35 protein-coding genes are annotated in these 25,583 nt (G+C 41.9%); 13 read left to right on the top strand and 22 right to left on the bottom strand.

Annotation, left to right across the window (positions count from 1 at the left end):
* Positions 1-309: 309 nt before the first annotated feature.
* On the bottom strand, positions 310-666 hold the full coding sequence (locus L4C33_RS07730) for a YibL family ribosome-associated protein (RefSeq protein WP_428811858.1): 357 nt from the start codon (positions 664-666) through the stop codon (positions 310-312).
* Between the two features lie 100 nt (positions 667-766).
* Complete coding sequence (locus tag L4C33_RS07725; RefSeq protein ID WP_428811857.1) at positions 767-1,405, bottom strand: CatB-related O-acetyltransferase; 639 nt, start codon at positions 1,403-1,405, stop codon at positions 767-769.
* Between the two features lie 233 nt (positions 1,406-1,638).
* Here L4C33_RS07725 and L4C33_RS07720 point away from each other — a divergent pair, with 233 nt between their 5' ends.
* The 3 genes from L4C33_RS07720 (at position 1,639) to L4C33_RS07710 (ending at position 5,488) form a co-directional block, all read left to right on the top strand.
* Positions 1,639-2,418, top strand: a complete 780-nt coding sequence (locus tag L4C33_RS07720; protein ID WP_428811856.1) for a DUF4344 domain-containing metallopeptidase — start codon at positions 1,639-1,641, stop codon at positions 2,416-2,418.
* A gap of 294 nt (positions 2,419-2,712) precedes the next feature.
* The gene (locus L4C33_RS07715) at positions 2,713-4,374 is read left to right on the top strand and encodes a methyl-accepting chemotaxis protein (RefSeq protein WP_428811855.1); all 1,662 of its coding nucleotides are present in this window, start codon (positions 2,713-2,715) and stop codon (positions 4,372-4,374) included.
* A 214-nt stretch (positions 4,375-4,588) separates the two neighbouring features.
* Positions 4,589-5,488, top strand: a complete 900-nt coding sequence (locus L4C33_RS07710) for a DMT family transporter (RefSeq protein WP_428811854.1) — start codon at positions 4,589-4,591, stop codon at positions 5,486-5,488.
* A gap of 91 nt (positions 5,489-5,579) precedes the next feature.
* Here the strand turns inward: L4C33_RS07710 and L4C33_RS07705 are convergent, their stop codons facing one another.
* Together L4C33_RS07705 and L4C33_RS07700 are read right to left on the bottom strand one after the other, a co-directional pair.
* The gene (locus L4C33_RS07705) at positions 5,580-5,951 is read right to left on the bottom strand and encodes a hypothetical protein (RefSeq protein WP_428811853.1); all 372 of its coding nucleotides are present in this window, start codon (positions 5,949-5,951) and stop codon (positions 5,580-5,582) included.
* 101 nt (positions 5,952-6,052) lie between these two features.
* Positions 6,053-6,370, bottom strand: coding sequence for a monooxygenase (locus L4C33_RS07700; protein WP_428811852.1), 318 nt, complete (start codon positions 6,368-6,370; stop codon positions 6,053-6,055).
* A gap of 127 nt (positions 6,371-6,497) precedes the next feature.
* Here L4C33_RS07700 and L4C33_RS07695 point away from each other — a divergent pair, with 127 nt between their 5' ends.
* Both L4C33_RS07695 and L4C33_RS07690 read left to right on the top strand, forming a co-directional pair.
* Positions 6,498-7,382, top strand: coding sequence for a LysR family transcriptional regulator (locus L4C33_RS07695; RefSeq protein WP_428811851.1), 885 nt, complete (start codon positions 6,498-6,500; stop codon positions 7,380-7,382).
* A gap of 119 nt (positions 7,383-7,501) precedes the next feature.
* Positions 7,502-8,284, top strand: coding sequence for a cyclase family protein (locus tag L4C33_RS07690; RefSeq protein ID WP_428811850.1), 783 nt, complete (start codon positions 7,502-7,504; stop codon positions 8,282-8,284).
* Between the two features lie 146 nt (positions 8,285-8,430).
* Here the strand turns inward: L4C33_RS07690 and L4C33_RS07685 are convergent, their stop codons facing one another.
* Positions 8,431-8,691, bottom strand: a complete 261-nt coding sequence (locus L4C33_RS07685) for a DUF2999 family protein (RefSeq protein WP_428811849.1) — start codon at positions 8,689-8,691, stop codon at positions 8,431-8,433.
* A gap of 236 nt (positions 8,692-8,927) precedes the next feature.
* On the opposite strand from L4C33_RS07685, the gene L4C33_RS07680 reads away from it, so the two are divergent.
* Positions 8,928-10,265, top strand: coding sequence for an MATE family efflux transporter (locus tag L4C33_RS07680; protein WP_428811848.1), 1,338 nt, complete (start codon positions 8,928-8,930; stop codon positions 10,263-10,265).
* A gap of 102 nt (positions 10,266-10,367) precedes the next feature.
* Here L4C33_RS07680 and L4C33_RS07675 read toward each other — a convergent pair whose 3' ends face one another.
* Positions 10,368-11,534, bottom strand: coding sequence for a glycerate kinase (locus tag L4C33_RS07675; protein WP_428811847.1), 1,167 nt, complete (start codon positions 11,532-11,534; stop codon positions 10,368-10,370).
* Between the two features lie 163 nt (positions 11,535-11,697).
* Here L4C33_RS07675 and L4C33_RS07670 point away from each other — a divergent pair, with 163 nt between their 5' ends.
* Both L4C33_RS07670 and L4C33_RS07665 read left to right on the top strand, forming a co-directional pair.
* Positions 11,698-11,946 carry a DUF3297 family protein gene (locus L4C33_RS07670; RefSeq protein WP_428811846.1) on the top strand — a complete coding sequence of 83 codons (249 nt, stop codon included), beginning with the start codon at positions 11,698-11,700 and terminating at the stop codon, positions 11,944-11,946.
* Between the two features lie 280 nt (positions 11,947-12,226).
* Positions 12,227-12,679, top strand: coding sequence for an NUDIX hydrolase (locus L4C33_RS07665; protein ID WP_428811845.1), 453 nt, complete (start codon positions 12,227-12,229; stop codon positions 12,677-12,679).
* Positions 12,680-12,709: 30 nt separating this feature from the next.
* Here the strand turns inward: L4C33_RS07665 and L4C33_RS07660 are convergent, their stop codons facing one another.
* The 10 genes from L4C33_RS07660 to L4C33_RS07615 all read right to left on the bottom strand — a co-directional run bounded on the left by L4C33_RS07660 (position 12,710) and on the right by L4C33_RS07615 (position 17,100).
* Positions 12,710-13,069, bottom strand: coding sequence for a hypothetical protein (locus L4C33_RS07660; RefSeq protein WP_428811844.1), 360 nt, complete (start codon positions 13,067-13,069; stop codon positions 12,710-12,712).
* 29 nt (positions 13,070-13,098) lie between these two features.
* On the bottom strand, positions 13,099-13,539 hold the full coding sequence (locus tag L4C33_RS07655) for a GNAT family N-acetyltransferase (RefSeq protein WP_428811843.1): 441 nt from the start codon (positions 13,537-13,539) through the stop codon (positions 13,099-13,101).
* A 46-nt stretch (positions 13,540-13,585) separates the two neighbouring features.
* Complete coding sequence (locus L4C33_RS07650) at positions 13,586-13,951, bottom strand: VOC family protein (protein ID WP_428811842.1); 366 nt, start codon at positions 13,949-13,951, stop codon at positions 13,586-13,588.
* On the bottom strand, positions 13,948-14,154 hold the full coding sequence (locus tag L4C33_RS07645) for a DUF3565 domain-containing protein (RefSeq protein WP_428811841.1): 207 nt from the start codon (positions 14,152-14,154) through the stop codon (positions 13,948-13,950). Before L4C33_RS07645 ends, L4C33_RS07650 begins: the two co-directional genes overlap by 4 nt.
* Before the next feature lie 61 nt (positions 14,155-14,215).
* Entirely contained in the window at positions 14,216-14,587 is a 372-nt protein-coding gene (locus L4C33_RS07640) for a hypothetical protein (RefSeq protein WP_428811840.1), read from the bottom strand.
* 34 nt (positions 14,588-14,621) lie between these two features.
* Entirely contained in the window at positions 14,622-14,996 is a 375-nt protein-coding gene (locus L4C33_RS07635) for a VOC family protein (protein WP_428811839.1), read from the bottom strand.
* A 79-nt stretch (positions 14,997-15,075) separates the two neighbouring features.
* Positions 15,076-15,501, bottom strand: a complete 426-nt coding sequence (locus L4C33_RS07630; protein ID WP_428811838.1) for a DUF6232 family protein — start codon at positions 15,499-15,501, stop codon at positions 15,076-15,078.
* A 198-nt stretch (positions 15,502-15,699) separates the two neighbouring features.
* On the bottom strand, positions 15,700-16,110 hold the full coding sequence (locus L4C33_RS07625) for a VOC family protein (protein WP_428811837.1): 411 nt from the start codon (positions 16,108-16,110) through the stop codon (positions 15,700-15,702).
* Between the two features lie 79 nt (positions 16,111-16,189).
* Positions 16,190-16,591, bottom strand: a complete 402-nt coding sequence (locus L4C33_RS07620; RefSeq protein WP_428811836.1) for a thiol-disulfide oxidoreductase DCC family protein — start codon at positions 16,589-16,591, stop codon at positions 16,190-16,192.
* A 14-nt stretch (positions 16,592-16,605) separates the two neighbouring features.
* Complete coding sequence (locus L4C33_RS07615; RefSeq protein ID WP_428811835.1) at positions 16,606-17,100, bottom strand: GNAT family N-acetyltransferase; 495 nt, start codon at positions 17,098-17,100, stop codon at positions 16,606-16,608.
* 172 nt (positions 17,101-17,272) lie between these two features.
* Here L4C33_RS07615 and L4C33_RS07610 point away from each other — a divergent pair, with 172 nt between their 5' ends.
* Positions 17,273-17,512, top strand: a complete 240-nt coding sequence (locus L4C33_RS07610) for an RNA recognition motif domain-containing protein (RefSeq protein ID WP_428811834.1) — start codon at positions 17,273-17,275, stop codon at positions 17,510-17,512.
* Between the two features lie 126 nt (positions 17,513-17,638).
* On the opposite strand, the gene L4C33_RS07605 is transcribed toward L4C33_RS07610, so the two are convergent.
* From L4C33_RS07605 to L4C33_RS07590, 4 genes are all read right to left on the bottom strand, one after another.
* On the bottom strand, positions 17,639-17,971 hold the full coding sequence (locus tag L4C33_RS07605; protein WP_428811833.1) for a Fis family transcriptional regulator: 333 nt from the start codon (positions 17,969-17,971) through the stop codon (positions 17,639-17,641).
* A 63-nt stretch (positions 17,972-18,034) separates the two neighbouring features.
* Positions 18,035-18,460, bottom strand: coding sequence for a GFA family protein (locus tag L4C33_RS07600; RefSeq protein ID WP_428811832.1), 426 nt, complete (start codon positions 18,458-18,460; stop codon positions 18,035-18,037).
* A 71-nt stretch (positions 18,461-18,531) separates the two neighbouring features.
* Complete coding sequence (locus L4C33_RS07595) at positions 18,532-19,011, bottom strand: OsmC family protein (RefSeq protein WP_428811831.1); 480 nt, start codon at positions 19,009-19,011, stop codon at positions 18,532-18,534.
* Positions 19,012-19,089: 78 nt separating this feature from the next.
* Entirely contained in the window at positions 19,090-19,482 is a 393-nt protein-coding gene (locus tag L4C33_RS07590) for a GFA family protein (RefSeq protein ID WP_428811830.1), read from the bottom strand.
* A 190-nt stretch (positions 19,483-19,672) separates the two neighbouring features.
* On the opposite strand from L4C33_RS07590, the gene L4C33_RS07585 reads away from it, so the two are divergent.
* Positions 19,673-20,437, top strand: a complete 765-nt coding sequence (locus L4C33_RS07585; RefSeq protein WP_428811829.1) for a substrate-binding periplasmic protein — start codon at positions 19,673-19,675, stop codon at positions 20,435-20,437.
* Between the two features lie 38 nt (positions 20,438-20,475).
* Here L4C33_RS07585 and L4C33_RS07580 read toward each other — a convergent pair whose 3' ends face one another.
* Positions 20,476-21,078, bottom strand: a complete 603-nt coding sequence (locus tag L4C33_RS07580) for a hypothetical protein (protein ID WP_428811828.1) — start codon at positions 21,076-21,078, stop codon at positions 20,476-20,478.
* A gap of 250 nt (positions 21,079-21,328) precedes the next feature.
* Positions 21,329-21,973 (bottom strand): helix-turn-helix domain-containing protein, encoded by a 645-nt coding sequence (locus L4C33_RS07575; protein ID WP_428811827.1) that lies wholly within the window; start codon positions 21,971-21,973, stop codon positions 21,329-21,331.
* 311 nt (positions 21,974-22,284) lie between these two features.
* Here L4C33_RS07575 and L4C33_RS07570 point away from each other — a divergent pair, with 311 nt between their 5' ends.
* The 3 genes from L4C33_RS07570 to L4C33_RS07560 all read left to right on the top strand — a co-directional run.
* Positions 22,285-23,202: a cation efflux transmembrane domain-containing protein gene (locus L4C33_RS07570; RefSeq protein ID WP_428811826.1), complete on the top strand. Its 918-nt coding sequence runs from the start codon at positions 22,285-22,287 to the stop codon at positions 23,200-23,202.
* A 244-nt stretch (positions 23,203-23,446) separates the two neighbouring features.
* On the top strand, positions 23,447-24,715 hold the full coding sequence (locus L4C33_RS07565; RefSeq protein ID WP_428811825.1) for a serine hydrolase domain-containing protein: 1,269 nt from the start codon (positions 23,447-23,449) through the stop codon (positions 24,713-24,715).
* Positions 24,716-24,773: 58 nt separating this feature from the next.
* A partial coding sequence (locus L4C33_RS07560; RefSeq protein WP_428811824.1) for a hypothetical protein occupies positions 24,774-25,583 on the top strand: 810 nt, incomplete at its 3' end.

The following is a 25,583-nucleotide window of genomic DNA, read 5'->3' as shown; positions in this document are numbered from 1 at the left end:
TTCATATAACCTCTAATTATTTATGTCTCATCTTCCCTAATGAGTTTGATTACTGGTCAATACCTGCTTATGTCGTCCTATTTATTGATATTAGTTCATGTGTCAAAAGTGCCTTAACCTACCTAACGTTAGGGGGGTAATGTTAGCGGCAGGTTAAGATTTATAAATCGACTGCGTTTTTGTGACTACTTTCAAACTCAGAGTTAACAACTCTTTTCTTTCAGTTTCAGCATAGCAGCGTTTTTATTTGCCCGTAAGAATGCAAAAAGGAGCTAAACATAGCTCCTTTTTTGATTATCTTGACGATAATTAGAATTTCTTAGGTGCAAAACCTGTCATCACTTTCAGACCAAGTTCTTTACCAACTTTCGTCATAGGGTGCACAACGACTAAGCCCTTTACTGACTTCTTCAGTTTGCCCATATCCGCTTGCTCTGCTTTAGTGATTTCACGCTTAAACGGCATATCGATTAGAGACTTACGCTCTTGGTTTACATCGAAGCTTTGTTTGTGTTTAAGCTGAGCGATTTTCTTGTTCAACTTTTTAATTTCGTCTTCAAATTGACGAATAACAGAACCATCTTTACGCTCTTTTGCTGCCGCAAGTTTATGACGGCACTTGTCTAGACGGTTGTTAACTTGTTGAAGTTCGTTTTTATCACTCATTATAGATTTCCTGATTTAAGCAAGCCAATGTGGATTGGGGCGCGGAGTATAGCACAGCAAAAGCCACGACCGAAATTTATCTTATCATGCTAAAAGGCGCTTAACTTTCTGGTGCACGATAACGCTTCAAAGCTTGCTTTAATGCGGTTAAATCATCACTGCATAAGTGACGTTTTAATGCGTCAAATTTCTCAGCCGGCCAGTCATAAATACCCATCAATAGTAGCGCTTGAATTGTCGCGTTATCAAAGCGGTATTTAATCAACTTTGCAGGAGAGCCACCAACAACCGCATAGGGAGGAACATCCTTAGTGACCACACTGTTCGCTGCGACTATCGCACCTTCCCCAAGCGTAACCCCAGGCATAATCATTGCTCGCATACCAATCCAAGCGCCATCTTGAATATGGGTGTCACCTTTGCTTTGGTACGACTCTTCTATGAAATCCATAAATGGATACAAGCTAAACCAGTCAGATCTATGCGTATGATTGCCACCCATCATGATCACGGCTTCAGCACCAATACAAACGTAATCACCTATATGTAGCTGATCAATTTCCCAGCGCGCTTCCCACTCTTTGCTCACAATGTCGCCGTGTAAGTAACGCACCACAGAGTGTTCAAAGCCGTCATCCCAGCAGTCGCTGTAATAGCTGTGAGTGCCTTTGATATGAATGTTTTTGTTTTGTACAACTTCATGAAGAAGCTGAAATTTAGACCAGTGTTTTTGAGTCATTTCTTTCATCTCTTTTTACCAATAATTACGGCTACAAAGAAACTCTGCAGCACTACCTTCTTTTCCATTGAATAAGAAAACAGTGCCTAATGAACCCAAGGTTGGAGTAGATAAGCGATAAATAACATTGAATGTCCTTAGTTTTCTAAACTATAACTAGAGTGTATAACTTCAGTGTCAGGCCTTAGTTAAGTGATACTAAGTCCACAAAATAAATATAATAAAGAGGTCTAATGAAACCATTCATCTTACTAAGTATTAGCAGCCTACTCTTCAGCCCAAACTTATTCGCAAATAACGACAGCATGCCGGCGGACGATAATATCGTCATCAAATACCAATCACCCCAAGGCAAAGCTGAAAAACAACTTTTACAACAAATAAAGCAAAGTGGTATTAACGAAACCGTTGTAGAGCTTTCTAACGAACGTTTCCCCTTCAATCAACAGCTCACCATCCAGTATGGTGGAGAAGAAGGACCAATGTACGATCCAGAGATCCATACTGTTTCCATCCCCTACTCCTTCTACGCAGAATCGATCGATTATTTTTCAAAAAATAAATACGACGAGAAATACGGTAAATCAGCAGAATTAGGTGCGATAGATACGTTACTTCATACGTTGCTGCATGAAGCTGGCCACGCATTCATTGCAGACCAAAAAATCGCGGTTTTAGGTAAGGAAGAAGATGCCGTCGATAACTTCGCTACGGTATTAATGATTAACTACATTGAAGATGGGGACGATGCCGCAATCAGTGCCGCTGATATGTTTGCCTTTGAGTCTGACGATAGGCCTGATTATTATGATTTCGGCGAGTACATTGACGAACACAGTTTTGACCTGCAAAGATACTTTTCGACTTTGTGCCTTGTTTATGGAAGTGACCCAGAAAAGCACGCAAACTTGCTAGATGAAGTAGAGAATGACTACTTAACCGATCGTAAAGACTTCTGTATCTACAGTTTTCAAGACCTCGACGACAGTTGGCACCGTCATCTAACCCAATAAGATGATGCTAAAGAGTAGCCTCTCAGGCTCTCCAGCATCATCAGTTCAATAAATCCCTCTTTAATGGAAAAGCGAGCTTATGAAAGCCGCTTTTCTATTTATCTATTCGACTTTAGACTAATAAACTTTAAAAACAGTCACTTAAAACAAGTTTATAATTGTCGAGAAATATCATAAACACTATTTTGTTCACATTTCACCCAAAACTTTACAGGTAAGCTAAAACTATAATTATCAGTATAAGAAAAATGTTCTGCCGTGCTCCGCAGAACGAACAAATTGGGATTACACATTATGAGCCTAACTATTCGCAAGCGACTCTATATACTTTCTATTGTTCCGTTACTGCTTATTGCTATCAGTATGATGGCAATGACCTATATGGAACTCAACAAACTCAATGAAAAACAGATTCAAACCACACGCGCCAGCATGATGGATATGAAGAAAGCCGAATTAAAAAACTACATCGACATCGCCAAAACCGCGCTAAACCCTATCATTGCAGCCAACGGAACTCGTGAGCAGGCAATCAACACACTCAAAGAAATCAACTTTGGTAAAAATGGCTACATCTTTGGCTATACCTCTAAAGGCATTCGAGTCTTACAAGGGCAATCAGATAAGGGGTTAGGAGAGAACTTCTTTAATCTGCAAGATAAAAAAGGTAACTACCTCATTCAAGATTTAATCAAGAATGCTAAAGTCGACAAGTTCACCACCTACTACTTCCCAAAGCCTAACCAAACAGAACCTCTACCTAAACTCAGCTATTCCGCATTCTTTCCTCAATGGGACATGATGATTGGTACTGGCTTTTATACAGATGATGTAGAACAAACCATTACAGTGATGGACGCTCAGTCTAAAGCCGTCGCAAACAGCAGCTTAACGACTATAGGGTTGTTTTGCTTAGTCATCGCTGTATTAGTTGGCTTTGTCGCGGTTTATGTAAACCGCAGTATCATGAAGCCACTAGAAAAGTTTGACGATTCCATTCGCTCATTCGCCAGTGGCGACGCTGACCTAACCGCACGAATGGAAATTTCCAGCGTTCCAGAATTCAATGAGCTAACTAAAAACTTCAATACCTTCGTCGAAAGCCTACAAGACATCATAGGTAAGGTCAGTTTAGTCGGGCAGCAAGTGGTTGATGAAACCAACAACATGTCGAATCGCGCCGCTCAAGTTGACGAACTCGCTTCAGGGCAACAACTTGAGACCGACCAAGTAGCAACAGCGATGACCGAGATGACAACTACTGCACATGAGATCTCACAAAATGCGAACCAAGCTGCTGACTCAGCAAAAGATGCAGAAGATAACGTGAGTGAAGCGAATACCATCGTAAGTTCCGCTGTAAACTCGGTTCAAGATTTAGCAACCGAAGTCGCGCAAGCCAGTGAAGTAATATCAAAACTGGAAGGTGATGTTCAGAATATTTCTTCTTCTCTCGCTGTCATTCAAGATATCGCCGAACAAACCAATCTACTTGCCTTGAACGCCGCGATTGAAGCAGCACGTGCTGGTGAACAAGGTAGAGGTTTTGCTGTCGTAGCCGATGAGGTACGTAAACTCGCAAGCCGTACTCAAGAAAGTACAGGTGAAATTCATAAAATGATTGAGCAGCTTAAAGCCGCTTCTGACAACGCGGTAAGAGCTATGGACTCTAGCCAAGCAAGAAGTGGCAGCGCAGTAACTGAAGCCAATTCAGCAAAAGATGCCCTACAGAAAATCAAAGGCTCTATCGATATCATCATGGATATGAACTCCTTGATTGCAACGGCAACTCAAGAGCAAAGCCACGTCGGCCAAGAGATATCTCAACGTATCACAGTAATTTCAGACCAAAGTAACCAGTCAGCGAGCTTAGCCAACGAAAACCGTTCAGGTAGCCAAGACCTAAATGGAAAAGCTCACCAACTGTATGATTTAGTCGGTCGATTTACGGTGTAAATTGAAGCAGGTATTACGCCTAATACTTGTCTTACGATAACGTAAAGAGCTGTGGTTTATCCCTCAGCTCTTTTTTATTCGGTGTATTTATTCTTCCAGTCTCTTTACCTTCAACCCTACTCACCACCGCTTTCCCTAGCTAACCGACAAACTCTTAGGTTAACGCTTACAAATTAAGCTATCATTCCTGCCCCTTAACTTGACCGACACTCTTATGCCTTCTTTCTCTCTTTCACTGATCCCTGTTGGGGTTAGGTTTATGCTTATTTCAGCCCTCGGCTTCGCATTCATGTCGGCTTGCGTAAAATACGTAAGCACCTATGGCATTCCAGTGTTTGAGATTGTTGCAGCAAGGGCATTAGTCTCGTTGATCATCAGCTACGTAGATGTGAAGCGTAAAGGGATCTCGGTATGGGGGCATAATAAACCGCTCCTGTTTGTTCGAGGTGCGGTGGGCACAGCAGCACTGATGTGTGTTTACTACGCAGTAACCACATTGCCTTTAGCGGAGGCGACTATTCTCCAATACGTGCATCCAATATTTACCGCCTTGCTGGGTGTGCTGTTCCTCAAAGAGCGCATTCAAAATTCGACCATGATCTGCATCGCTTTCTGTTTGGCTGGCCTACTTGTGATGGTGCAACCGAGCATGAGTAACACCAGCGCTAGCGAACTGCCGATATTCAGTATTATGCTGGCATTGTGTGGCGCTTTAGGCAGCTCTATCGCCTATGTGATAGTAAGAAAGTTAAGCCAAACGGAAGACAGCTCAGTCATCATCCTTTACTTCCCTTTGGTCGCTTTACCTATCTCAACTCTATTAATCTGGGACAACTTCGTTTGGCCAAGCTTATACATCACTATCATGCTGATCTTAGTGGGTATATTCACGCAAATAGGGCAATACGGCCTAACTAAAGCTATGCAAACTCAAGCAGCAGGAAAAGCCTCTGCTTACTCTTATGTTCAAATCGTATTTTCTGCTTTGCTTGGAGTATGGATATTCAATGAAATTCCATCAATTTGGACTTATCTAGGCGGTGGCTTGATTGTGACTGGTGCACTAATTAACGTATTCGGTAAGCAACTGCTAAGTCCAATCAAGAGCAAATAATCAGCTTTTGTATGAACACCACCTTACGATAGAAAAACCGCTCGTAAGGTGGAAACTCTCTTCTTTCTCACCAACTCTATGGGGTAGTGTTTTACTGTTTTTTCAACTGTCGGTAGCTCAACCCAGTCAGCAGCAAGAAAAATGCAGGATCACTCCAACCAAGTCCGACAAAAATTCCGCTAACCCCAGCATAACCGGTGATCACAACACCTAACATATTGGTTACTACCAACGCTTTAAGTAACTGACGAAGCGTTTCGGTGTGTTCAATCCCTCGAAGAAATAGGCTTACCGCAGCAATGCCTCCAAGAAAGATACTGGTGTGTTGCGACAAGAAGTAGGCATACTGGTCGTTAATTTCCACGCCATACATAGGCCACATCACAGACGGTAGAAAAAACAAAGCCAATGCAAACGCCGTGTATATTGCACCGTGCACAGTGAAAAAAGTTCGATTGTTCATAACGCTGACCTTATAAGCTAAGACGCTTATTGTTGATAGATGTTAAGTGAATAAGCTTTGCGCCTATAGATTCTGGTTAACCATTTGTCGGTTCTACAAACTTAACTAACAGGTCCCTGATTAATCGCCGTTAGAGGTTGGTTCACATCAAAAATGATGCCTCGTACTTCAGGCACTCCCATTTCTTTTAATCGTGCAGAGTGCATCTCTAAATAATTTTTTGCGCTGATTTCATCTTCAAATAAGTAAATACCACCACCTAGTTTCTTCGCTTCACTTTCCGTCCAAATCTTCCAAATTAAACCGGGTTCTTGATTAATTGAGTTGGCTAAACCAACTAAGGCATTAGACATTTCTTCACCCATAGGGCCCTGATATTCGAAGTCAACTTGCAGTAGTTTTGGTGTTTGTACGTTCATTCGATATTCTCCATAGTGACGCCAATTGCGCCTTATTGTTTGTTGGAGCTATTATTGAACATAGAAATTCGACAGAAAAGTTCATAATATTGCGTCATAATGTCTAAAAAACTGACAGGTTGGTATTGTGAGATTACGAAGCACATTAGAACAATGGGCGACACTGCAAGAAGTGGATAAAGCAGGCAGTATTCAAGCTGCCGCAGCATCACTGAATAAAAGCCACACGACGCTTATCTACTCAATCAAAAAACTTGAAGACCAACTCAGCGTAAAGCTGGTTGAAGTCAAAGGGCGACGTGCAACTTTAACCGAACAAGGTAAATCACTGCTGCGCCGAGCCACCAGCATGTTAGAGCAAGCGAGAGAATTGGAAGATCTTAGCCAGCAGCTGTCTGCTGGGGTCGAGTCAGAGATCACGATAGCCATAGATCACCTCTGTGATCCGACTTTGCTTTATCGACCAATGGCGGAGTACTTAAAACAAAACAGCGCGACTTCAATTCAGGTGATAGAAACATCTTTGTCGAAAACATCAGAAATGGTGACAAGCGAACAAGCCGATATCGCGATAATCACTCTGCCAATTACCAACTACCCTGCTGAAGCATTCTCAATAACGACAATGTTACCGGTTGTGGCAAACCACCACCCATTAGCCAATCAGAAAAACGTATGTTTGGCTGATTTCTCTACACACAGTCAAGTAGTGATTAGAGATTTGGGGGAAAAAGAGAAAACGCAGAACGTAGGCTGGCTAAAAGCTAATCAGCGCATCACCGTAGATAACTTTGACCACGCTTTTCGTGCTATCGAACAAGGCGTCGGGTTCTGCCGCTTGCCTGAACACATCATTGCCAAGCGTAACCACGGTCAGCTTACGGTGCTCAAAGTCGAGCAAAGTGAAAAGTATCAAGTGCCTCTGCATATCACCTTACCTAAAGGTTCAAAGACAGGACCAGCAGCAAAGTGCTTTTATCAGCGACTGCTAGAGGCAAATTTAACGCCTTAAAGATTGAAGAGTTCGTACACACCGTTATGTGAGTATGAGCAGGTTGTTTTATCCGTGTGTTTATTAATCATCTTGTTTCATGTAGGTTACCGTCCATAATTCCAATAAAGGGCGGTATCATGGCTAGAAAAATTGTTGACCTGTCGATCTATTTAGAGAATGACATCATTTCGGATCCGGTGGGTTACCAGCCCACCATCAACTACTTCGATCACAACGAAACCTTCTCTCAGATCGAGCCTTTCTTCCCTGGCTTACAAAAACAAGATCTTCCCGATGGCGAAGCATGGGCGATGGAAAAGGTAGAGTTGAACACCCATAACGGTACCCACCTGGACGCCCCTTATCATTTTCACTCAACGATGAATCGCGGCGAAAGAGCCATTACCATTGATGAAGTACCGCTAGAGTGGTGTTTTCAGCGTGGAGTAAAGCTAGACTTCCGACATTTCCCCGATGGGTACATTGTGACGAAACAAAACGTCATAGATGAACTTGAGCGCATTAATCACACATTGCAGCCACTGGATATCGTCATTGTAAATACCCGAGCAGGTGAGCGTTACGGTCATAATGATTATGTCTCTAGTGGTTGTGGAATGGGCTTTGAAGCCACGCTATACCTCTTAGAGCAAGGTGTGAAACTAACAGGAACCGATGCTTGGAGCTGGGATGCACCTTTCGCTCATACAGCTAAGAAATATCAGCAAAGCCAAGATGCTTCCATCATCTGGGAAGGGCACAAAGCTGGGAGAGAAATGGAGTATTGCCATTTAGAAAAGCTGCATAACTTGGAATCTTTGCCAGCTACGGGCTTCACGATTTCGTGCTTCCCGGTAAAAATACGCGGGGCGTCAGCAGGTTGGACGCGTGCTGTAGCAATCTTGGATGACGAAAGTTAACTGATTTTCCACTTCAAAAACCATATCGCCTCGTTAGGTAAGCTCGCTTCTAATAATCGATAACCTCAGGCGTATAAACGAAAAAAGGCCGCTAGATTTCACCATATTGGTGTTCTAACGGCCTTTTAAATTTTAACGAGAAAGGATTAACCTTCTTGTTGTTGCAGCTTTTCTTTCGCTTCTTCTACTTTAGAAAAATCTAGACCTAGCTCTTCTACTGCTTCTTTGATTAGCGCAGGGTTTTGCATTACTTGAGCCATCAACTGCTGAAGCTTGTCTTGCGGTAAACCTAGTTGGCTAATCGTTGCCATTGCTGCTAGAGGGTTTTGAGTCAGCTCTTGAAAAATAGCGCTGATTTGCTCGTCGCTGATATTGTTTTCTTTCAACAATGCAATAATTGGGTTCATCTCATTACCTTTTAACTATGAAATTAAATACCGTTAGAGTCTACCACTGGAACGAGTTGGGTTGAACTAAGAACTCACTCTCCAAAATTCAATCAAATATACCAAAGTGTTCTGCCTTAAAATCACTGGTATAAAAATAACCGTGCGTTATCCTTTCCTCCATAATGTAGTGTTCCCTGTATCTATAGAACTTGAGGCACTATGCTCCCCCTATAAACCATAGATATAAAACGGTAATGACTTCTATCACTGATACGCCCCAACGTTCTTTGGGACAGCAGCTATTTACAATGACTTGGCCCATGCTTTTTGGGGTTCTATCTTTAATGAGCTTTCAGCTGATTGATAGTGCCTTTATCGGCCAATTAGGTGTACTCCCACTTGCCGTTCAAGGCTTCACCTTACCCATCCAAATGATCATCATTGGCTTACAGGTTGGCTTAGGCATTGCCACCACCGCGATTATTGCCAGAGCCATTGGTGCAAATCAAACACGTTACGCTAAGCAACTCGGTGGCTTAATTATCGTAATGGGCAGTATTGGCGTCGCTGTTTTCTCAGTTCTGATCTACTTACTACGTGAACCCATCCTATTGCTATTGGATGCACCAGAAACCGTATTACCGATTGTTGATTCCTACTGGGTTTATTGGCTCGCCAGTACATGGACTGGTGCCTTGCTCTATTTTTACTACAGCGTGTGTCGAGCAAATGGCAATACCATGTTGCCGGGCACAATGATGATTATCACCAGTATATTAAACCTGATCCTTGATCCTATTTTTATATTCACTTTGGACATGGGGATTAACGGAGCGGCGATTGCAACCGTATTAGCCTTTGGTATCGGTATTTTTGTGGTCGCGCCTAAAGTTGCCAAAAAGCACTGGCTGACTTTTGATTGGGATGACCTAGACATCAAACAGAGCGTCAACTCAATTGCCAACATCATGGGGCCTGCAATGATCAGTCAGCTGCTACCCCCTGTATCTTCAATGTTCGCGACCAAGCTATTAGCCGGCTACGGCACAGCCGCTGTCGCAGCTTGGGCATTGGGTTCTCGTTTTGAATTTTTCGCGATTGTGTCTGTACTGGCGCTCACAATGTCGATGCCACCAATGGTTGGTCGCCTATTAGGTGAAAAGAACCTGCATGATATTCGCAAGCTCGTAAAAATTGCCGCGGGTTTTGTTTTAGGTTTCCAGCTGGTGATTGCAGTAGCAACATGGGTATTTTCAAATGGTTTAGCCAATTTGATGACCAGTGAAGAGGAAGTATCCACTATCCTAAATTACCACTTACTCATTGTGCCAATTAGCTTAGGTCCATTGGGTATTTGCATGTTGATGGTGTCTATTTCTAATGCTCTTGGTAAATCCTATACAGCACTGACTATCTCGACATTACGCCTCTTTGCGTTCTTCTTACCTTGCTTATGGGTAGGTTCACAGCTTGCAGGAATAGAAGGGCTTTTCTGGGGCGGAATGATTGGTAATGTACTTGCTGGTGCGTGTGCGTGGACAATATATCAGCGCGCTTTAAAGCAAGTAGAAGCCTCTTTCCAAACTAGCTGAACATTTATTGTTAACAATAAATCACTCTGTATTTAATAACAAAAACGCCACTTCGATAGTGGCGTTTTTTTATTTGGATTCGCAATCACACATGAAGAATATTTAACACCTCAATTGGCGGCCAATCTGTAATGTAGCGGCTATATTTCTCGCGGTACGTCTCAAATTTAGCTCTGCTTCTTCTAGCACTTGTTCAAGTTTTTGCGGTGACCGAACCGTTCCAAACAAACTACTCATTTCACCATACAAAGCCTCTACTTCAGTACCCAGAGACCCGGCAATACCTATGGTTGGAATACCTTGTAAACTCGCACGCTTGGCAATGCCGTAAGGTGTTTTTCCTTGCAGGGTTTGGTTGTCCATTTGCCCTTCGCCCGTAATCACAAGGTCAGCACCTTTCAGTATCTCATCTGCTTGTAATACATCGAGCACCATCTCAATACCAGGTTTAATTTGCATATTGAATAACAAACCGAGTCCCATTGGTGTTCCACCTGCTGCGCCATAGCCAGTGCGTTTACTCATTGGCTCGCCACTAACACAACCTTGCGTTTCAGCGACGTCAGCAAAGTTTGTTAGCGCACTATCAAGCATCAAAACTTGTTCCGGAGTCGCTCCTTTTTGCGGGCCGAATATATAGCTTGCACCCTTATCACCACACAGTGGATTATCAACGTCGCACGCCACGATAAGCTCAATATCGGCACAGCGCGAATCTAGACCTGCAAGCTCAATCGATGCTAAATCCGCTAATGCAGCGCCGCCTCGGTTAAGCTCTTGCCCTTTACTATCTAGCAAGCGACCACCCAGAGCTTGAACAATACCCGCACCGCCATCATTGGTCGCACTACCACCTAAGCCTAAAATAATAGTTTGAGCACCCTGCTCTATTGCTTCGAGAATCAGTTGCCCAGTACCGAACGAAGAAGCCACCAACGGATTACGCTGCTCTGGCGCGATCAAGTCCAAACCAGATGCCGCAGCAATTTCTATAAGAGCTGTTTTGTTTGGACTACGCTCTGAAGGAGCTAACATTGCCCAGTCAGCATTAACCAACTCCCCTAAAGGGTCTTCCGCTTGATGAGTTCGTTTCTTCCCTTTTAAACCTTGCAGCAGCACATCCACCGTCCCTTCTCCACCATCAGCCAAAGGCAACGTTACGTATTCAGCCTCTGGAAATATGTCGCGAAAACCTTTCTCAATACATGCAGCTACCGAAACAGCGCTCAATGATTCCTTAAACGAGTCTGGTGCAATTACAATTTTCATACTTAGTAGATCCTAAAAGTGATATCCAAAAGCTATAGAGCAAAAATCGAGGCTACGTTTTATCGATACGTAACTAACGATAAGAGAACCAATGGCAGCCCTTGTGAGGAGGTCAAGCATTGTCTACAATGGCGCACTTTTTTACATACTTCAGGTCATGAATATGAGCGATAACAACGCAAAGCCAGCTTTACCGGATCACCTTGCAGGTAACCCACGTAGCCCACACCACGTAGCAGAATGCTTTGAGCACGCTATTGGTATTCGTCTAAACGGTAAAGAGCGTACTGATGTTGAAGAATACTGCATCAGCGAAGGTTGGGTAAAAATCCCTTCACCTAAAGCTTTAGACCGCCGTGGTCAACCGATGCTAATCACTCTAAAAGGCACTGTTGAAGCGTACTACATCTAAGTCGCATCATCATTGATACCTTTTAAGTACTGACGCATAGAGCTACCCTTATTTTAGCTCTATGTGTTATTTCCTTTCTTTTATATACAAACAAGCGCAAAGCCAAATTCCCCTACGCAAAAACCTCTCTTTTATCTGACTTCTTCACACTTCTCTACTCGCCCAAACAATTTACCGTAATAGCCAATCAAGCTGTGTTAGCATCGCTCTCTTACTGATGTTTAGTAAGCATAAAACCATGCTAAAACATTATTTTATACAACGACTTAAAGGAGAAATCATGATCCCATTGAATACGTCTATTGTGTCTGGCGTTGCACTATCTGAAATTAATGGTGAAATGAAAATGCTATTAATGAAACGCGTAAAGGGAGAGTTTTGGTGCCACGTTGCGGGCTCTATTGAGCAAGGGGAAACAGGATGGCAGGCAATAGTGAGAGAGTTTCAGGAAGAGACACAAATTCATACGACTGACTTGTATAACGCACAGTTTCTAGAGCAGTTTTATGAAGCCCACATCAATGTGATTCAATTAATTCCGGTATTTGTGGCTTTATGCCCAGCGAATCAAGACGTTGAGTTGAATGAAGAGCACACGGACTACCAATGGTGCACCCTGGAAGAAGCAAAACAATTAGCGCCATTCCCAAACCAACATGCTGTTTATGACCATGTGTGGGCTTATTTTGTCGATAAACCAATCAACCCTTTATACCGAGTAAAGACGAGCTGAGATGGCTTAAAGCTTTCAGCCGCAACGAGATCAAAATTCATTGAGCGTATCACGATCTTGGAAGGCATTTAGATCGAATTCAACTTGTCCTTCTTCGGTAACTATGAATTTCACTTTATTGCGCTCAACGCCTGTTTCATGCATATCTAAACAACCGTTAAATATTTCCCAATCGTAGCTGTATTGGCATTGATACTGGTTGGCTTCAATATGAGAAACCTTTTGAATTACGATGCCATGGTTATTGTGCGCCATGACATCAATAAAAGTCAGATCTGGAATTAGACTTCTTTGATATTCAGGTTGATGTTTTGAAAGCAAGTCAAATAGTGGTTCACAAAGTGCCGAGCCATGCTCTATTGAATGAATCAGTTTAAGTTGGATAACCAAGCTCCTTCTTTGAATAAACGATGTTGAGTTTAAAGCTTCACACTCATAGTAACAAAGTTCTCTTCAGACTCCGTAATTTGATAGCCTAGCTTCTGATAGAACGAAATGGCACCGTGGTTATCRATGAAACTCGACAATGTAATATGAGTTTTACTCTCTCGTTTTGCTCGCCGGTGAAGATAGGACATGACTTGAAGTCCAATGCCCAAACTTTGAAATTCAGGTCGAACTATCAATAAATGGATGTGGTAAGCACTTTCGTAAGGCTTGAAACAAACTAGCCCCACTTCTTGTTCATCTAGCTTGATCCAATGAAACCAGTCAGCTTGATAGTCATTATCTAAGCGATCACGCTGGAAGCCATCATCCCAACCAAAGACTCTTTCAACATGGCTAATAAGCCCTTGCTTGACCACCTCAAAGCGCCGCTCGCTGTCTTCTGGGCTAAGAACCTCTAAGGCTAAGTTCACACGCTCACTCCATTAAAGCATCATGAGAAAGAGCCAGACATAAAGGCTATTTGTTCTCGGCTATACGCCAAAGAACGCCACTTGGGTCTGTTAAACAAAACTCCAACATTCCCCATGGTTGGGATACTAGATCTGATAACTTAAAGCTAAAGTCGCTAGATTCAAGAGAGTTTTTGACATGCTCGTACCAACTTTCAGCATCCTCGACCAAAAGGTGCATCATGAAATTATCACTATGAGCCTGTTCATAAAAGTCTTGCAGCAAGAAAGCACAAGGGCCTTTTTTAAAATAAGCCACCTCACCAAACTCAGATGCCATTTCAAACCCTATAGCTTGATAAAAGCGCTTGGATAATTCGAAATCTTTCGATGGCACAAAAGATTTGATCTCTATTGGCTGTAAATTTTTCACAATTTGTCCTTAGGAGCACCTAAATCGCACTTTTTGCACGACAACTGATGTCCGAGCATTGAATTTCGACCATCAACCGTCACTACCCATGGCCGACATATAAAAGGAGGCTGATGACGAACATGTTGAAAGTGCCCACATGCCAGTTGTGCAACCCAGTCCCCTTCTTCATCTAAGTGATAACCTGTAATCGGCTGTTTCATTGCATTCCTACTTAAACCCTAAACTAAAACCGAATAGTCAGTCTGGGTATATAAGTACTCTTTATTGAGCTTCTTTTAAAGCTTTAACTTGTTCGATCAAGCTATCGTATTCATCGCGGTAGCCTGAACTATGCAGGCATGATTCCTTAGAACCAAAACCTGAGCCGTTATTAATAAATACACGCAGCTCGTACGTTTTAATTCGATAAAAACACAGTGAGTAAACGATAGGAAATATGATGAGAGCAATAATAGGAAATAGAATGAATGACGCGGCACTCACTAATGCAGCGAGCAGAGCTGAACGTTTGATTTTCGCAGGGCTGTCATTGATTTTGACATACATATATTCAATATTGTTGACGCTAATAGGCAGAGGGTTTCCGACGCTATAAACCTGGTTGCCTTCTAGTCTTACACTTCCATATTTCATACCCTCTCCTTACCATTAGCCACGTTAAAAATCATTACATTGGCATAAAAACGGCTTCAATTTTGTTGCCATCTAAATCAGTGACAAACGCCGCGTAGTAGTTTTCTGCGTATTCAGGGCGTAAACCCGGCTTACCAACACATTGACCACCGGCCTTTAATGCCGCGAGATAAAAATCATCAACCGCAGATGCCGTTGGGGCATTAAAAGCGACATGAGTTCCATTGCCTACCGAAGCATGACCTGAGTGGGGAAGGCTGACCCAAAACTCAAACTGCGCTCCATACGCTGCGGCAGCCCCTTCGATTAAATGCGAGCGTTCGACATTTAGTGGCGCGAGCACTTCATCATAAAACGCAACGGCCGCCGTAACATCTTTAACCCCAATTGAAATGTGATTCAAAATCATAAGTACTCCTTACAAGATCAACTAATGAAAAATAACGTCAACGATATAAAAAAGCTCATCAAAATGATGAGCCTTTTAGTTACAACTTACTGACAAGATCAGAACGTAGTGACCGCAATATGTGAAATTCCTCTTCCGTGCAGCAACGCACTAGAGAAGCCCAATGATCACCAGTTTCATCTGTTCCTTGAAATTCTGCGCGAAGCTCAAACTTTCTCATGGAAATAAGCGCAAGCAGCAAACTCACCGCCATTGCTATCCAACCAAAACCAGGAGCAAATGCCCATGTTGCCGCTGAAAGTAACAAGGCTAAGCTAAAGAACCTAACTAAGTTATCTTTAACCCCTAGCCGCTTCACTTCAACACGCTTGATCTTATTTAAGCGATAACTGTCTTTCCTGATGATAAATTCGGTTGACGTTATTTCAAAATCATCTGCCATGTACGGCCGATAAACTCTGAGAGCGTTCATCAAACTATGTCTGTGATTATTTTTACTTCTCACTATGATTCTCCATTGACTGAAAGGTTAGTAAAACTAATATACTCAACGGATTACATAACAAGAGCTAGATTTATAAAATACAAGAATGGATAAAGCAATTAAGATTGTTTATTTCGATTAATCGGTGTGACGTAAGGCAGGGTATTTAGTAAAGCTAACCCATAAAGTTCAACAGGTTAGCTTTGATGACTCTCGGAATTATAGTGAGGTGGTAAGTTGCAATAAGTCCCATTTATTGCCATAAAGGTCTTGGAATACAACCACAGTACCGTACTCTTCCACTCGTGGTTCTTCATTAAAAATAACGCCTTTCTCTTTCATGCTGTTGTAGTCACGCCAAAAGTCATTGGTTTGTAGGAATAAGAAGACACGTCCACCGGTTTGGTTTCCTACCGCAGCTTGCTGTTCTTCGGTACTCGCTTGAGCCAAAAGCAGATTAGTGCCCGTCGAGTTTGGCGGTGATACCTGAACCCAACGTTTTCCGCCGCCAAGATCGGTATCTTCGACTAAAGAAAAGTCCAGCTTTTGAGTATAAAAGGCAATGGCGTCATCGTAGTTTTCTACCACGAGGGCAATATTGCCAATTTTTTGTTGGATTGATTGGGGCATATGGTGCTCTCTCGAAGGTTGCGGTGCGGGATAGTTACTCTATCTTACACACTGAATAAACTTAACCCCAAAGAAATACTTACATCCAAAAGCGCTTGCGAACATTGGGAGAAGGAGCGATACACACATCCCTCCGACCAAAAATTTTATAGCGGTTTTTAGCGACCCATTGATAAAGGAAGTTACGAATAGGCGCAGGAATGATTTTGAAGATTCGTAGCCATCGCCAAAACCCATGGAGCTCTTTTGCTATTTCAATAGCGGCATCACTTTGGATAAAGCTACGTTCTCCTTTAATTAATACCACACTATCAAGCGTTAGCTCGCTAAGGTTATGCTTCTTTAAAAGGGTTTGGGCATGCTCACTTTGCATGGGCGTGAATACAAACTTAGCGGTTGGGTCTCTGTTAATAATAAAACGAACAGATCCATCGCAAAGGTTACACACACCATCAAAAATAACGATGTATGGCTGATTCATAAAGAACCCATAACTTAATTAGACCGTTTCTCATTCGACACCTTCCCATCCGGCAAAAAGTCTATGGTCATAAATTGACTATGGGGATCAAGTTGATAATCAGAAAAAGGTACGCAATATCTAAAACCATGCTTTTCATACAGAGAGCGTGCTGGCTTAAAATAGTCCATAGATCCCGTTTCTAAACTCAATTTCTGATAATTTCGTTGCTTAGCGACTTGCAGAATATGCTTAAGAAGTTGCGTACCAACGCCACGGTTTCTGGCAGCTTCTGAGGTACGCATTGATTTGATTTCACCATGAGATTCATTGAGCTCTTTTATCGCAACACAGCCCAGAACTTGTAAACCATCACTGGCACTCCAAAAAGTGATAGATTCATGCTTCAGCGCGTCAATATCCAACGCATGGACACTTTCTGCTGGTGATGTTGCAAACATATCAGCAAGGTGATCCTCAAGTAACTGAACCACGCCGCGTCCTTCTAAGTCATCAATTTTAATATCCATATTATCCCTTTGAAAAAATTGAACGGCTCTTGCTTTAAGCTCGATCTCTTCATCTATCTTAAGCATTTACACTGTAAAAAGTCACCTTTAGTTATTTAACATGATTAATCGCTTGGTCTCGTTCCAAAAGATTGAGACAATGCGAGAGTAAATTCAAATATCATGGTTAATTATGAAACTTTTAGTGCGCAACCTATCTCGCTCAACAACAGAACAAGAAATCCGTGTTTTATTCTCAGAACATGGTTCTGTTGCTGCATGCAACTTAGTACTCGATCAAGAAACTGGTTACTCGAAAGGTTTTGCTTTTGTTGAAATGCCAAATGACGACGAAGCTAAAGTAGCACTTAATAGCTTAAACCTATCAAGCTTTGGCCAAAACACTATTCGTGTAAAAGTAGCCAACGCTTAATAGCTGTCTAGTGAATAAAAAGAGCCCGCCTAATAATGGACCTATTGTTAAATAGTGTATTATTAGGCGGGCTTTTTATTACTTAAACCAAGTTAGAAGCTCGGTCAGGGCTCACTTCAATTCGAACTAAAGCCTCAAATCCCACTTACCTCGGTTCTCTCGATCACAGTTTTCTTGCGTATCATACTTCACATGCTTTTCTATATTCTTGAGTGTAATTCCAACCTGAGACAGCGCATTCTTTATCACGTTATTCACTTGCTGCTGATGCTGAGAAAATTCATCTCGCTGCTGGTTAGTCTCAAATACACATACAATTTTAAGACTTTGTGGAAAGTTAGAAAAATTAGCTAGATGGGTCACCCACAGAAAGCCTTCGTAACCTTTTAACGTCCCCTCGCAAATATCAGTCAACGTATCCCTTAATTGGTTGTCGATCTTCTTATCTGTTTTACGCATCTAAATTTAATTCCAAGATAAAGTGGTGAAGTGTACCTGAGCAATATCGGTGACAGAAATAGGCTACATCTGAGACGAAAAGTACTTGAAGATCTCTTCTTCTGTCATTTCTCTCGTTTCATTAGCAAAGCAATAATGGCTAGGTTTCTTATCGATGAAGTATTGCATATCCATTTCTAGGTTTTCGATAACCGGAAACAGTCCTAAAGGCACATTATAACTGTTTGTCGCTTTCAGTCGGTAATATAAATGCGTACCACAATTCGAGCAAAAGCCTCTGTTTGCCCAAGCTGAAGAGTCGTATTCCTTTATAAACTCTTGCCCCTCGAACGAAACATCAGTCCCACATTGCACTGCCATTAACGGGCTTCCTCCCCATGTCCTACACATTTGGCAGTGACAAGCAGTAAACTTGGGGTTGATATTGGCAGCCGTTACCGTGACTTTTTTACATAAGCATTGTGCTGTGGCTTGATTTAGTTCTGACATGATTGATTCCCTGTTCTCATAAATTAAATGCCACCCTACCAGCAATTACTGACAGTACGTGTCAGTAGAGATTACTCACTGCTCGTCATGATGATCTCTGTAGTAATTTCCGTTTTCACAGAGTTAGCAATAAAACAATTTTCATGGGATATATGATGCAGTTTTTCCAATTGAACACGGCTTGGTTGACGCTCTCCTGAAAAAATAATTCTAGGTCGTAGCATCACTCGAGTAACTGAAGTTCGTCCGTCAGAGTCTTCTTCTAACACACCAACAGCATCATCAATGTATTCTTCAATAATGTATTTACGTTTGGCAGCTATCGATAAAAAAACGAGCATATGGCAACTCGACAAAGCTGCGATAAACGCCTCTTCTGGGTCAACGTTTGCTTCCACAGAAAGAGGCAATGGAACAACATGTGGTGAAGAAGAAGCTGGAACTACGACACCTCCATCAAACTCCCATGTATGGCCACGACTGTATTTGTTGTCGCTAAATATTTCATTGTCAGCTCTATTCCAACGGATCAGGGCGCTATATTCTGACATTGTTAATTCCTTTTATTGAAGGGCTCTCAGCTAACCTAATCGTTAAAGTGCCAAGTATTAATGTTGGTCGGTCATAGGTTATCTATCTGAAGGGTGATTGACCCCATCATTTGTGACTACATTTTCAATATCGAAAGGGTTCACCCCTTCCAGACAACCAATATTAAAACCATATTCCTGAGGGTTTGAACGGCGTTGATGATGGGTATAAATACCACACAGAGAGCAGAAGTAGTGCTTCGCAGTACCGGTATTGAATTGATACAACTTTAAAACGTCCGCTCCTTTCACGACTCTAATACCACTCAATTGAATCGAACCCACAACAGCACCCTTACGTCGGCAAATCGAGCAATCACAGCGACGGGGATTCTCAATTCCATTTGGTAAGGTAAGTTCCAACTCCACCGAACCACAATGGCAAGTCGATTTATGCTTTTCTAGAACAATTGTGCTGCCCACTTTTTTCATTTGAAACCTCACCCTTCCATTAGTGCTGTATGAAATTTCATCATATACGATTTTATATCGTACCCATAGCATCGACATTGAGAAGAGGGATAGTTATTTACAACCTTATCAACTATCATTAACGCCATTAAAAGTCAGATGACTCTTTGTTTACGCATTATTATTGCAATAGGAATCAATGATATAAGCTATGTTCACGTTTAAACGAGTAAATGCAGCTGTATTATGCACGCTGATGTCCCTTTCGGTTTCAGCGTTCAGCCAAACGCAAGAGGCAGTGATCGAATTCGTCATAATGGAACAAGTCCCTTATGGGTTCAAAAGTGATGCCAATGAAGAGACAGGCGTGCTTTTCGACATCGCCAATAAGCTAAAATCAGAAACTTCAGAGACTCCATTAATCACTCTCTCTACGCCGCAAATCATTCCAACCAAGCGAATTCTCACTCAGCTCGATCAAACTTACCCTGTATGCACCATTGTTGCGGGAACGCCAATTATTGCCGACAACTACGACCTTATCGAGCCCATTGGATTCAGGCTAGAAGCAGGAGTACTGCCCGCAGCAGACATATCAATAGAAAGCTACAGCAACTTACAGGATAAGAGCATCGCCGTTCCTTTAGGCATAATGTTTGATAGGGAGTTCCAGCAAGATGAATCTCTCAACAAGATTTCCGTTCGTGAATACTCAAATGGAGTGAAAATGCTCGCAGCAGGCCGAGTAGACAGTGTTGCAGGCGCAATCCCCTCGCTATTGTATGCCGCAAAAATTCTCGATATACCTGCTAGTGTCTTCGGTAAACCTTTGGTTTTTGTTGAATTTGATCTGTTCTTGGTATGTAACGAACACGTAGTTCAACAGCAAAGAGACGAGCTAAAGCAGGTACTTGTGGAATTGAAAGATCAGGGAACCATCCCGCACATTCTCGACCGCTACTTTGATTTGAGATAATAGCCGATAAGTTTGAGTCTCCCTTTAGCCAGCAAACGTTAGAACGCCATTTGCCACTTAAAGTACATTTCTTCRTCGGCCGAATTCACACCAACCCTAACTCTGTGATTATCTATTTGTTTGCCGACAAAACTATCAACAGAGAAGCTGTCGTAATCCCCTTCACCCACGGTGTAGAAAGGGTCTACCCCCAAATGAAAACCACTGCCAATATCAACACGGCTATACATGCCCAGTGTGCCCGTTGCTATTGTCTTATCGGTTACATCATTGCTGTTCACTCCCACCATAGCCAACGGGTAGAGTTTAATTTTCTCATGAACCTGAAAAGTATGGATGTAGCCTAAACTAGCGGATTGTGTGTCTGTTTCATGATTAAAGTAGCCTTCTGCATATAATCCCTTCCCCTCTGTCATCCATGCGTAACGCGCACTCAATGCATCAGCCCCCTGCTTGGTTTCAAGTGAAAGTAGGTGTTCGCCCCATGCGAAGCCCGCACTCACGTCCACTTCACCATCAGATGTAAAACTGGTGCCAACGGAAGAGTAAATTGCCGTGGGATCGCTCATATCGAGTTCTTCTGCGAGCACAGTAGGGCTGATAATTGATAACGCCAAAGGAAAGATAAGTAATAGTTTCATAGAATGTTTTACCGTGTAGGTTCAATGCTATGAGGCTCTCATAATTGAGAGATCAAGTTTGAGTATTGCAGGGCTCAAATTTGACGACAGTAAAATAGGGAGAAAAACCCCAAGTACTTTAGAAAATCACTTGGGTTAAATGTTTAACTAAATAATACCTAGTACTAGAGTTTTGAAGTAACAAATACACTGATACTCGTCACTTCAAATGTATGTAACCAAGCCCCCCTAAAAAGAGAGCTTTCAAACATTAATATCTTTTAGACCAAGTGCCCCAGTAAGCGACCCCAATCACATCAATATCATCTTCACTTATCGTTTGAATTGGGTTTTTAGTTGTATCATCGCCATACCAAACATTAATCGTATCCGCGACTTTTACTAACGTAAAAAACTCTGGGATAGGGTTAGTGCCGATTCTTGCTAACACAATATCGTCGTTCACCCACTGTCGATCACAAGCAATCAAAGCAGCACAGTCCCATGATTTTCCAATTGGACCTAAAACTGGATAAATCACAGCAAAACAATTCGCATGTTCTTTCTTTACCGGCATTACATCAAAAACAGGGGCAGAACCAGTATCGAGGAATTCCGTAACATCTCCTCTACGATAAACATTAACTGTCGTCGCCTCAGAACCGCTCAAGCTATTAATCGTTTCAATATTAGTGTGCTTTTCACCAATACCGAAACACAGCCAATGTGCTTCAACGTCTAGATACTTTGCAATATCCTCAAGCTCTTCCAAGCTAGGATAAGTTCTGTTTTCAGCTCTCGAAAGATAACGTCCAATAGTCGCTTTACCTTTACCAATGCCTTGTGCAAGAGTCGCATTATTTTCTCCACGCTCTTTGAGCAATGAGACGATTCGATCTTGGTAATTTTCTTGCATTTATGATGTGCCTTTGAGAATAAGATTTAAAAATAAATCAAAAATGAAACCAAGTGAAAGATAGTCCCTTTTGTTTCTACGTTCAAGCGGTATATGCCAAGGGCTGAAGGTATGCTATCTGTATCAAGTTTTTTCCTTTAAAACTTAGTACTTATTAGGTAGTAAAACGCATTTCACTAGCTCATTAACTCTACGAGTACACCTATTAATCCGAAAGAGTTAGAATCCAAATAACACATTTACGTTCAAATTTGATTCATGTGGTAAATACTTGCTATTGTGATTATCACTTTTGATTTCAGGATGAATAAATGAGAGAACAAATCGCTCACATAGAAAGAAGAGCGCTAATAATAGGCATAATAGCCAACTTAGTTATGGCTATTTCTGGTTGGGCGGCTTTTAACCTATCAGGTTCTGAGGCACTCCTCTTAGACGGAAACATGTCTTTTATTCTGTTCATTACTACTCTTGTCGCCTTAAAAATTACGAAAATAAAATCAAAAAAATCCGACACATTCCCTTTCGGACTGTATGTTGCAGAGGCTTTATACTCTTTGATGAAAGGTTTATTACTTCTTGGTGTAGTGGTATCAGCGATTAGCAGCAATGGTTCAAAAGTCTTAAGCTATTGGCAAGGAGCTGCAATAGAACCAATCAAAACTGGAATTATCATTTACTACGCTATCGCGATGGTCATAATTTGTTGGGGCTTGTCGCTCTTTTACTATAGTCAAAACAAAAGAATTAATAACAACAGCTCAATGCTTAAAGTCGACCAAAAATCATCATTCATTGATGGGATTCTTTCAGCGTCGACAGGTGCAATTTTGGTGGTTATTGGGTTCATAGAACCGACAAGCCAATTCTCGCCTCTTCTTTATATCGGTGACTCAATACTTGTTATTACTTTGGCACTTATGATGATTACCCAGCCAATCAACATAATGAAAGAAGCTTTTGTCGAATTAGCTGGCGGTAAGCTTCAAGACAATGAAAGCTATCAAGACATAAAGTCTAGGGTTGAATCGCAATTATTCGCCTCCAAGCATCACATAACGACATTACACATATCAAAGACAGGATCGAGTTACCTCGTTGTCATAGGTTTAGATTTAGCGACACTTAAGCCTGAAAGTCAAAACACTCTTATCAATGAAAAAAAACAATTACAGGAAAAGCTCGAATGCTCTTATCCTTTTATAGATGTTGAAATGACCCTTACATAGTATTGCTTCTCCCCCACGGACTTAAAATTAAACCAGCCAGCTTATTGCTGGCTTTTTTATATCCATAGCAACTCAAAAATGAAACCAAAAATCACAAATGATTTCAAACACCACCTAAAACCATCATTTGAAATCAAAAATAGAGCTAAAAACCTTCCATGCCACTTCACAAATGAAATTTTATGTGTATATTACTAGTTCAATAGAACAGAAATGAACACAACCACAACAAGGGGTATCATTTATGAAAATTTCACTTTTGGCAGTTGCATTATCAGCACTTACCTTCGGAATTAACGCGAAAGAAATACAAAAACCTGATGCTGAGTTCATCCAAAAAGTAGCACATGCCGGTATCACACAAGATAACTGGGACAGTGGTAAAGCAGCAAAGCTCACCATGAAGAATGCATACCGCTTTACACATCATGTTGAATTATCCAAAAGCGAATACACACATGATATCGGTAAAGCATCTGGCTTTGACTTAAATAGCGTCACAGCACAAGACTTCGACGGTGAACAACCAATGTCTATCATTTTACGAGACCGCCTGAATCAAGAGTCTTTAGTCATCCTTAAAAACGGTCAGCTTGTCGATGAGTTCTATTGGTCTGGTATGCATAAAGACCGCACACATTTGATGATGAGTGTCACTAAATCATTCACTTCGATGACATTAGCTATCCTCGCAAACGATGGTTTGGTTGACATGGATTCACCTATTACTAAGTACATTCCAGAACTGAAAACATCACCAGCTTACGCTAAAGCAACAGTACAAGAAGTTGCAGATATGCGTTCAGGCGTTCTTGTTAAGGGTATAAATGGCAAGTCGTGGGATGAACGTATGACGAGTGTACAAGAATGGAATGGACCAAACGCCTATCCGGAAATTAGTTCTGTTGCAGAGTTCGGTGCTCTTCTTGGCGCACGAGATAAAATTGAGCCAGGTGAAGCGTACGACTACCAGTGCATTAACACTGAGATGCTTGGCATGGTGATTACTTCCGTCACAGAAAAAACAGTATCAGAAGTCATGGAAGAAAAACTCTGGAAAAAAGTCGGCTTCGAGCATAACGCCTATATGCAAACAAACTCCCAAGGTGAAGCCGTTGCTTCTGGTGGTTTGAACGCAACAACCCGAGACGTGGCACGCATGATGGACGTACTGGTCAATAACGGTAAGAACCGCCGTGGCGAACAAATTGTTCCTAAAGCATTCGTAGATAGCCTAATTACAGGGAATAACGATGTAAAGAGTGCTTGGAAAAAAGGCAAAGAGAGCAAGTTAGTCTCTGATGCATGGTACAAAGATCAGGTTCGTACTTTCAATGTTGATGGGCATAAATTCCTCGCTTTCGTTGGTATCCATGGACAAGTGGTTATCGGAGAGCCTTCTACTGGTATCGTGCTTGCGATGACAGGGGCCCAAGACGAACGTGAATCACATCGTACTGTACTAATGACCTTTCTAAATGTCGTTCCAAGCATTCTTATTGCACTGAAGTAATCCTTATTTAATCAACTCTATGGCCGCGGTCGCGGCCCTATCTACACGGAAATAAATCATGCAAATTCAAGGTGCTAAGTTCTTAGCGGCTATCTCATTTTCAGCTCTTGTTATGGCTTTTGGTCACTCATGTACTGCAAAAGCGGCTTACCTAGATGAAGAAAGCGGAGAAGTCATCATTACCTCAGAACACAGTATTGATGTCGATAACATTCACGCTTCACAAGAAATGCTTGGGAATTCAATGGAAGATTATATCAGGACAAAGGGCACCGAGCAGAAAGTTAACTATGGTGATCCTACAGCTTCGTACAAAGGTATAGGGGTTAGCCGAGATAGAGACTCTTACAAACTATCCGGTATATATGGTGATGATGACGGTAATATCGGATCTGCTGAAATAGGGAAAAACACCAAAAAGAGTATCGTCAATTACCGTGTTCGCTACTTCAAAGTTTCTGAGACGGGGGATGGTTTATCTCTTGATGTTGTCGGGAGTGATAGTGACAACACAAAATCGACCGGTATTCTCGCAGGCTACCTTCATAAATTTGATGTGAGCCCGAATATTATCGTCGCCCCTATGCTTTCTGTAGGTAAGGTTTTCACAACCGACTACATCGCAGGTGAAAAGTATAAGACCGATTCTATTGTTGCTCAACCAGGTATCTACGCGATGTATGGCTTTGATGCCGGACACTGGCTTTACGCCAACCCAAAGAGTACATACGTACAATCAAATCAAAAGTGGAACACAGCAATAGAGGTCGGTGCAGGTTACATGTTAACAGATAGCTCTAGTGTAGGAATAAAATATGAGTACAGCTCCTTTCTACGTAAAAAAGAAGACAATACATCGTTCAATTAC

Origin of the sequence: Vibrio makurazakiensis, assembly GCF_050337375.1 — a bacterium.
Taxonomy (GTDB): Bacteria; Pseudomonadota; Gammaproteobacteria; order Enterobacterales; family Vibrionaceae; genus Vibrio; species Vibrio makurazakiensis.
The sequence above is the reverse complement of the archived record's forward strand: the minus strand, read 5'-3'. Positions and strand labels throughout refer to the sequence as shown.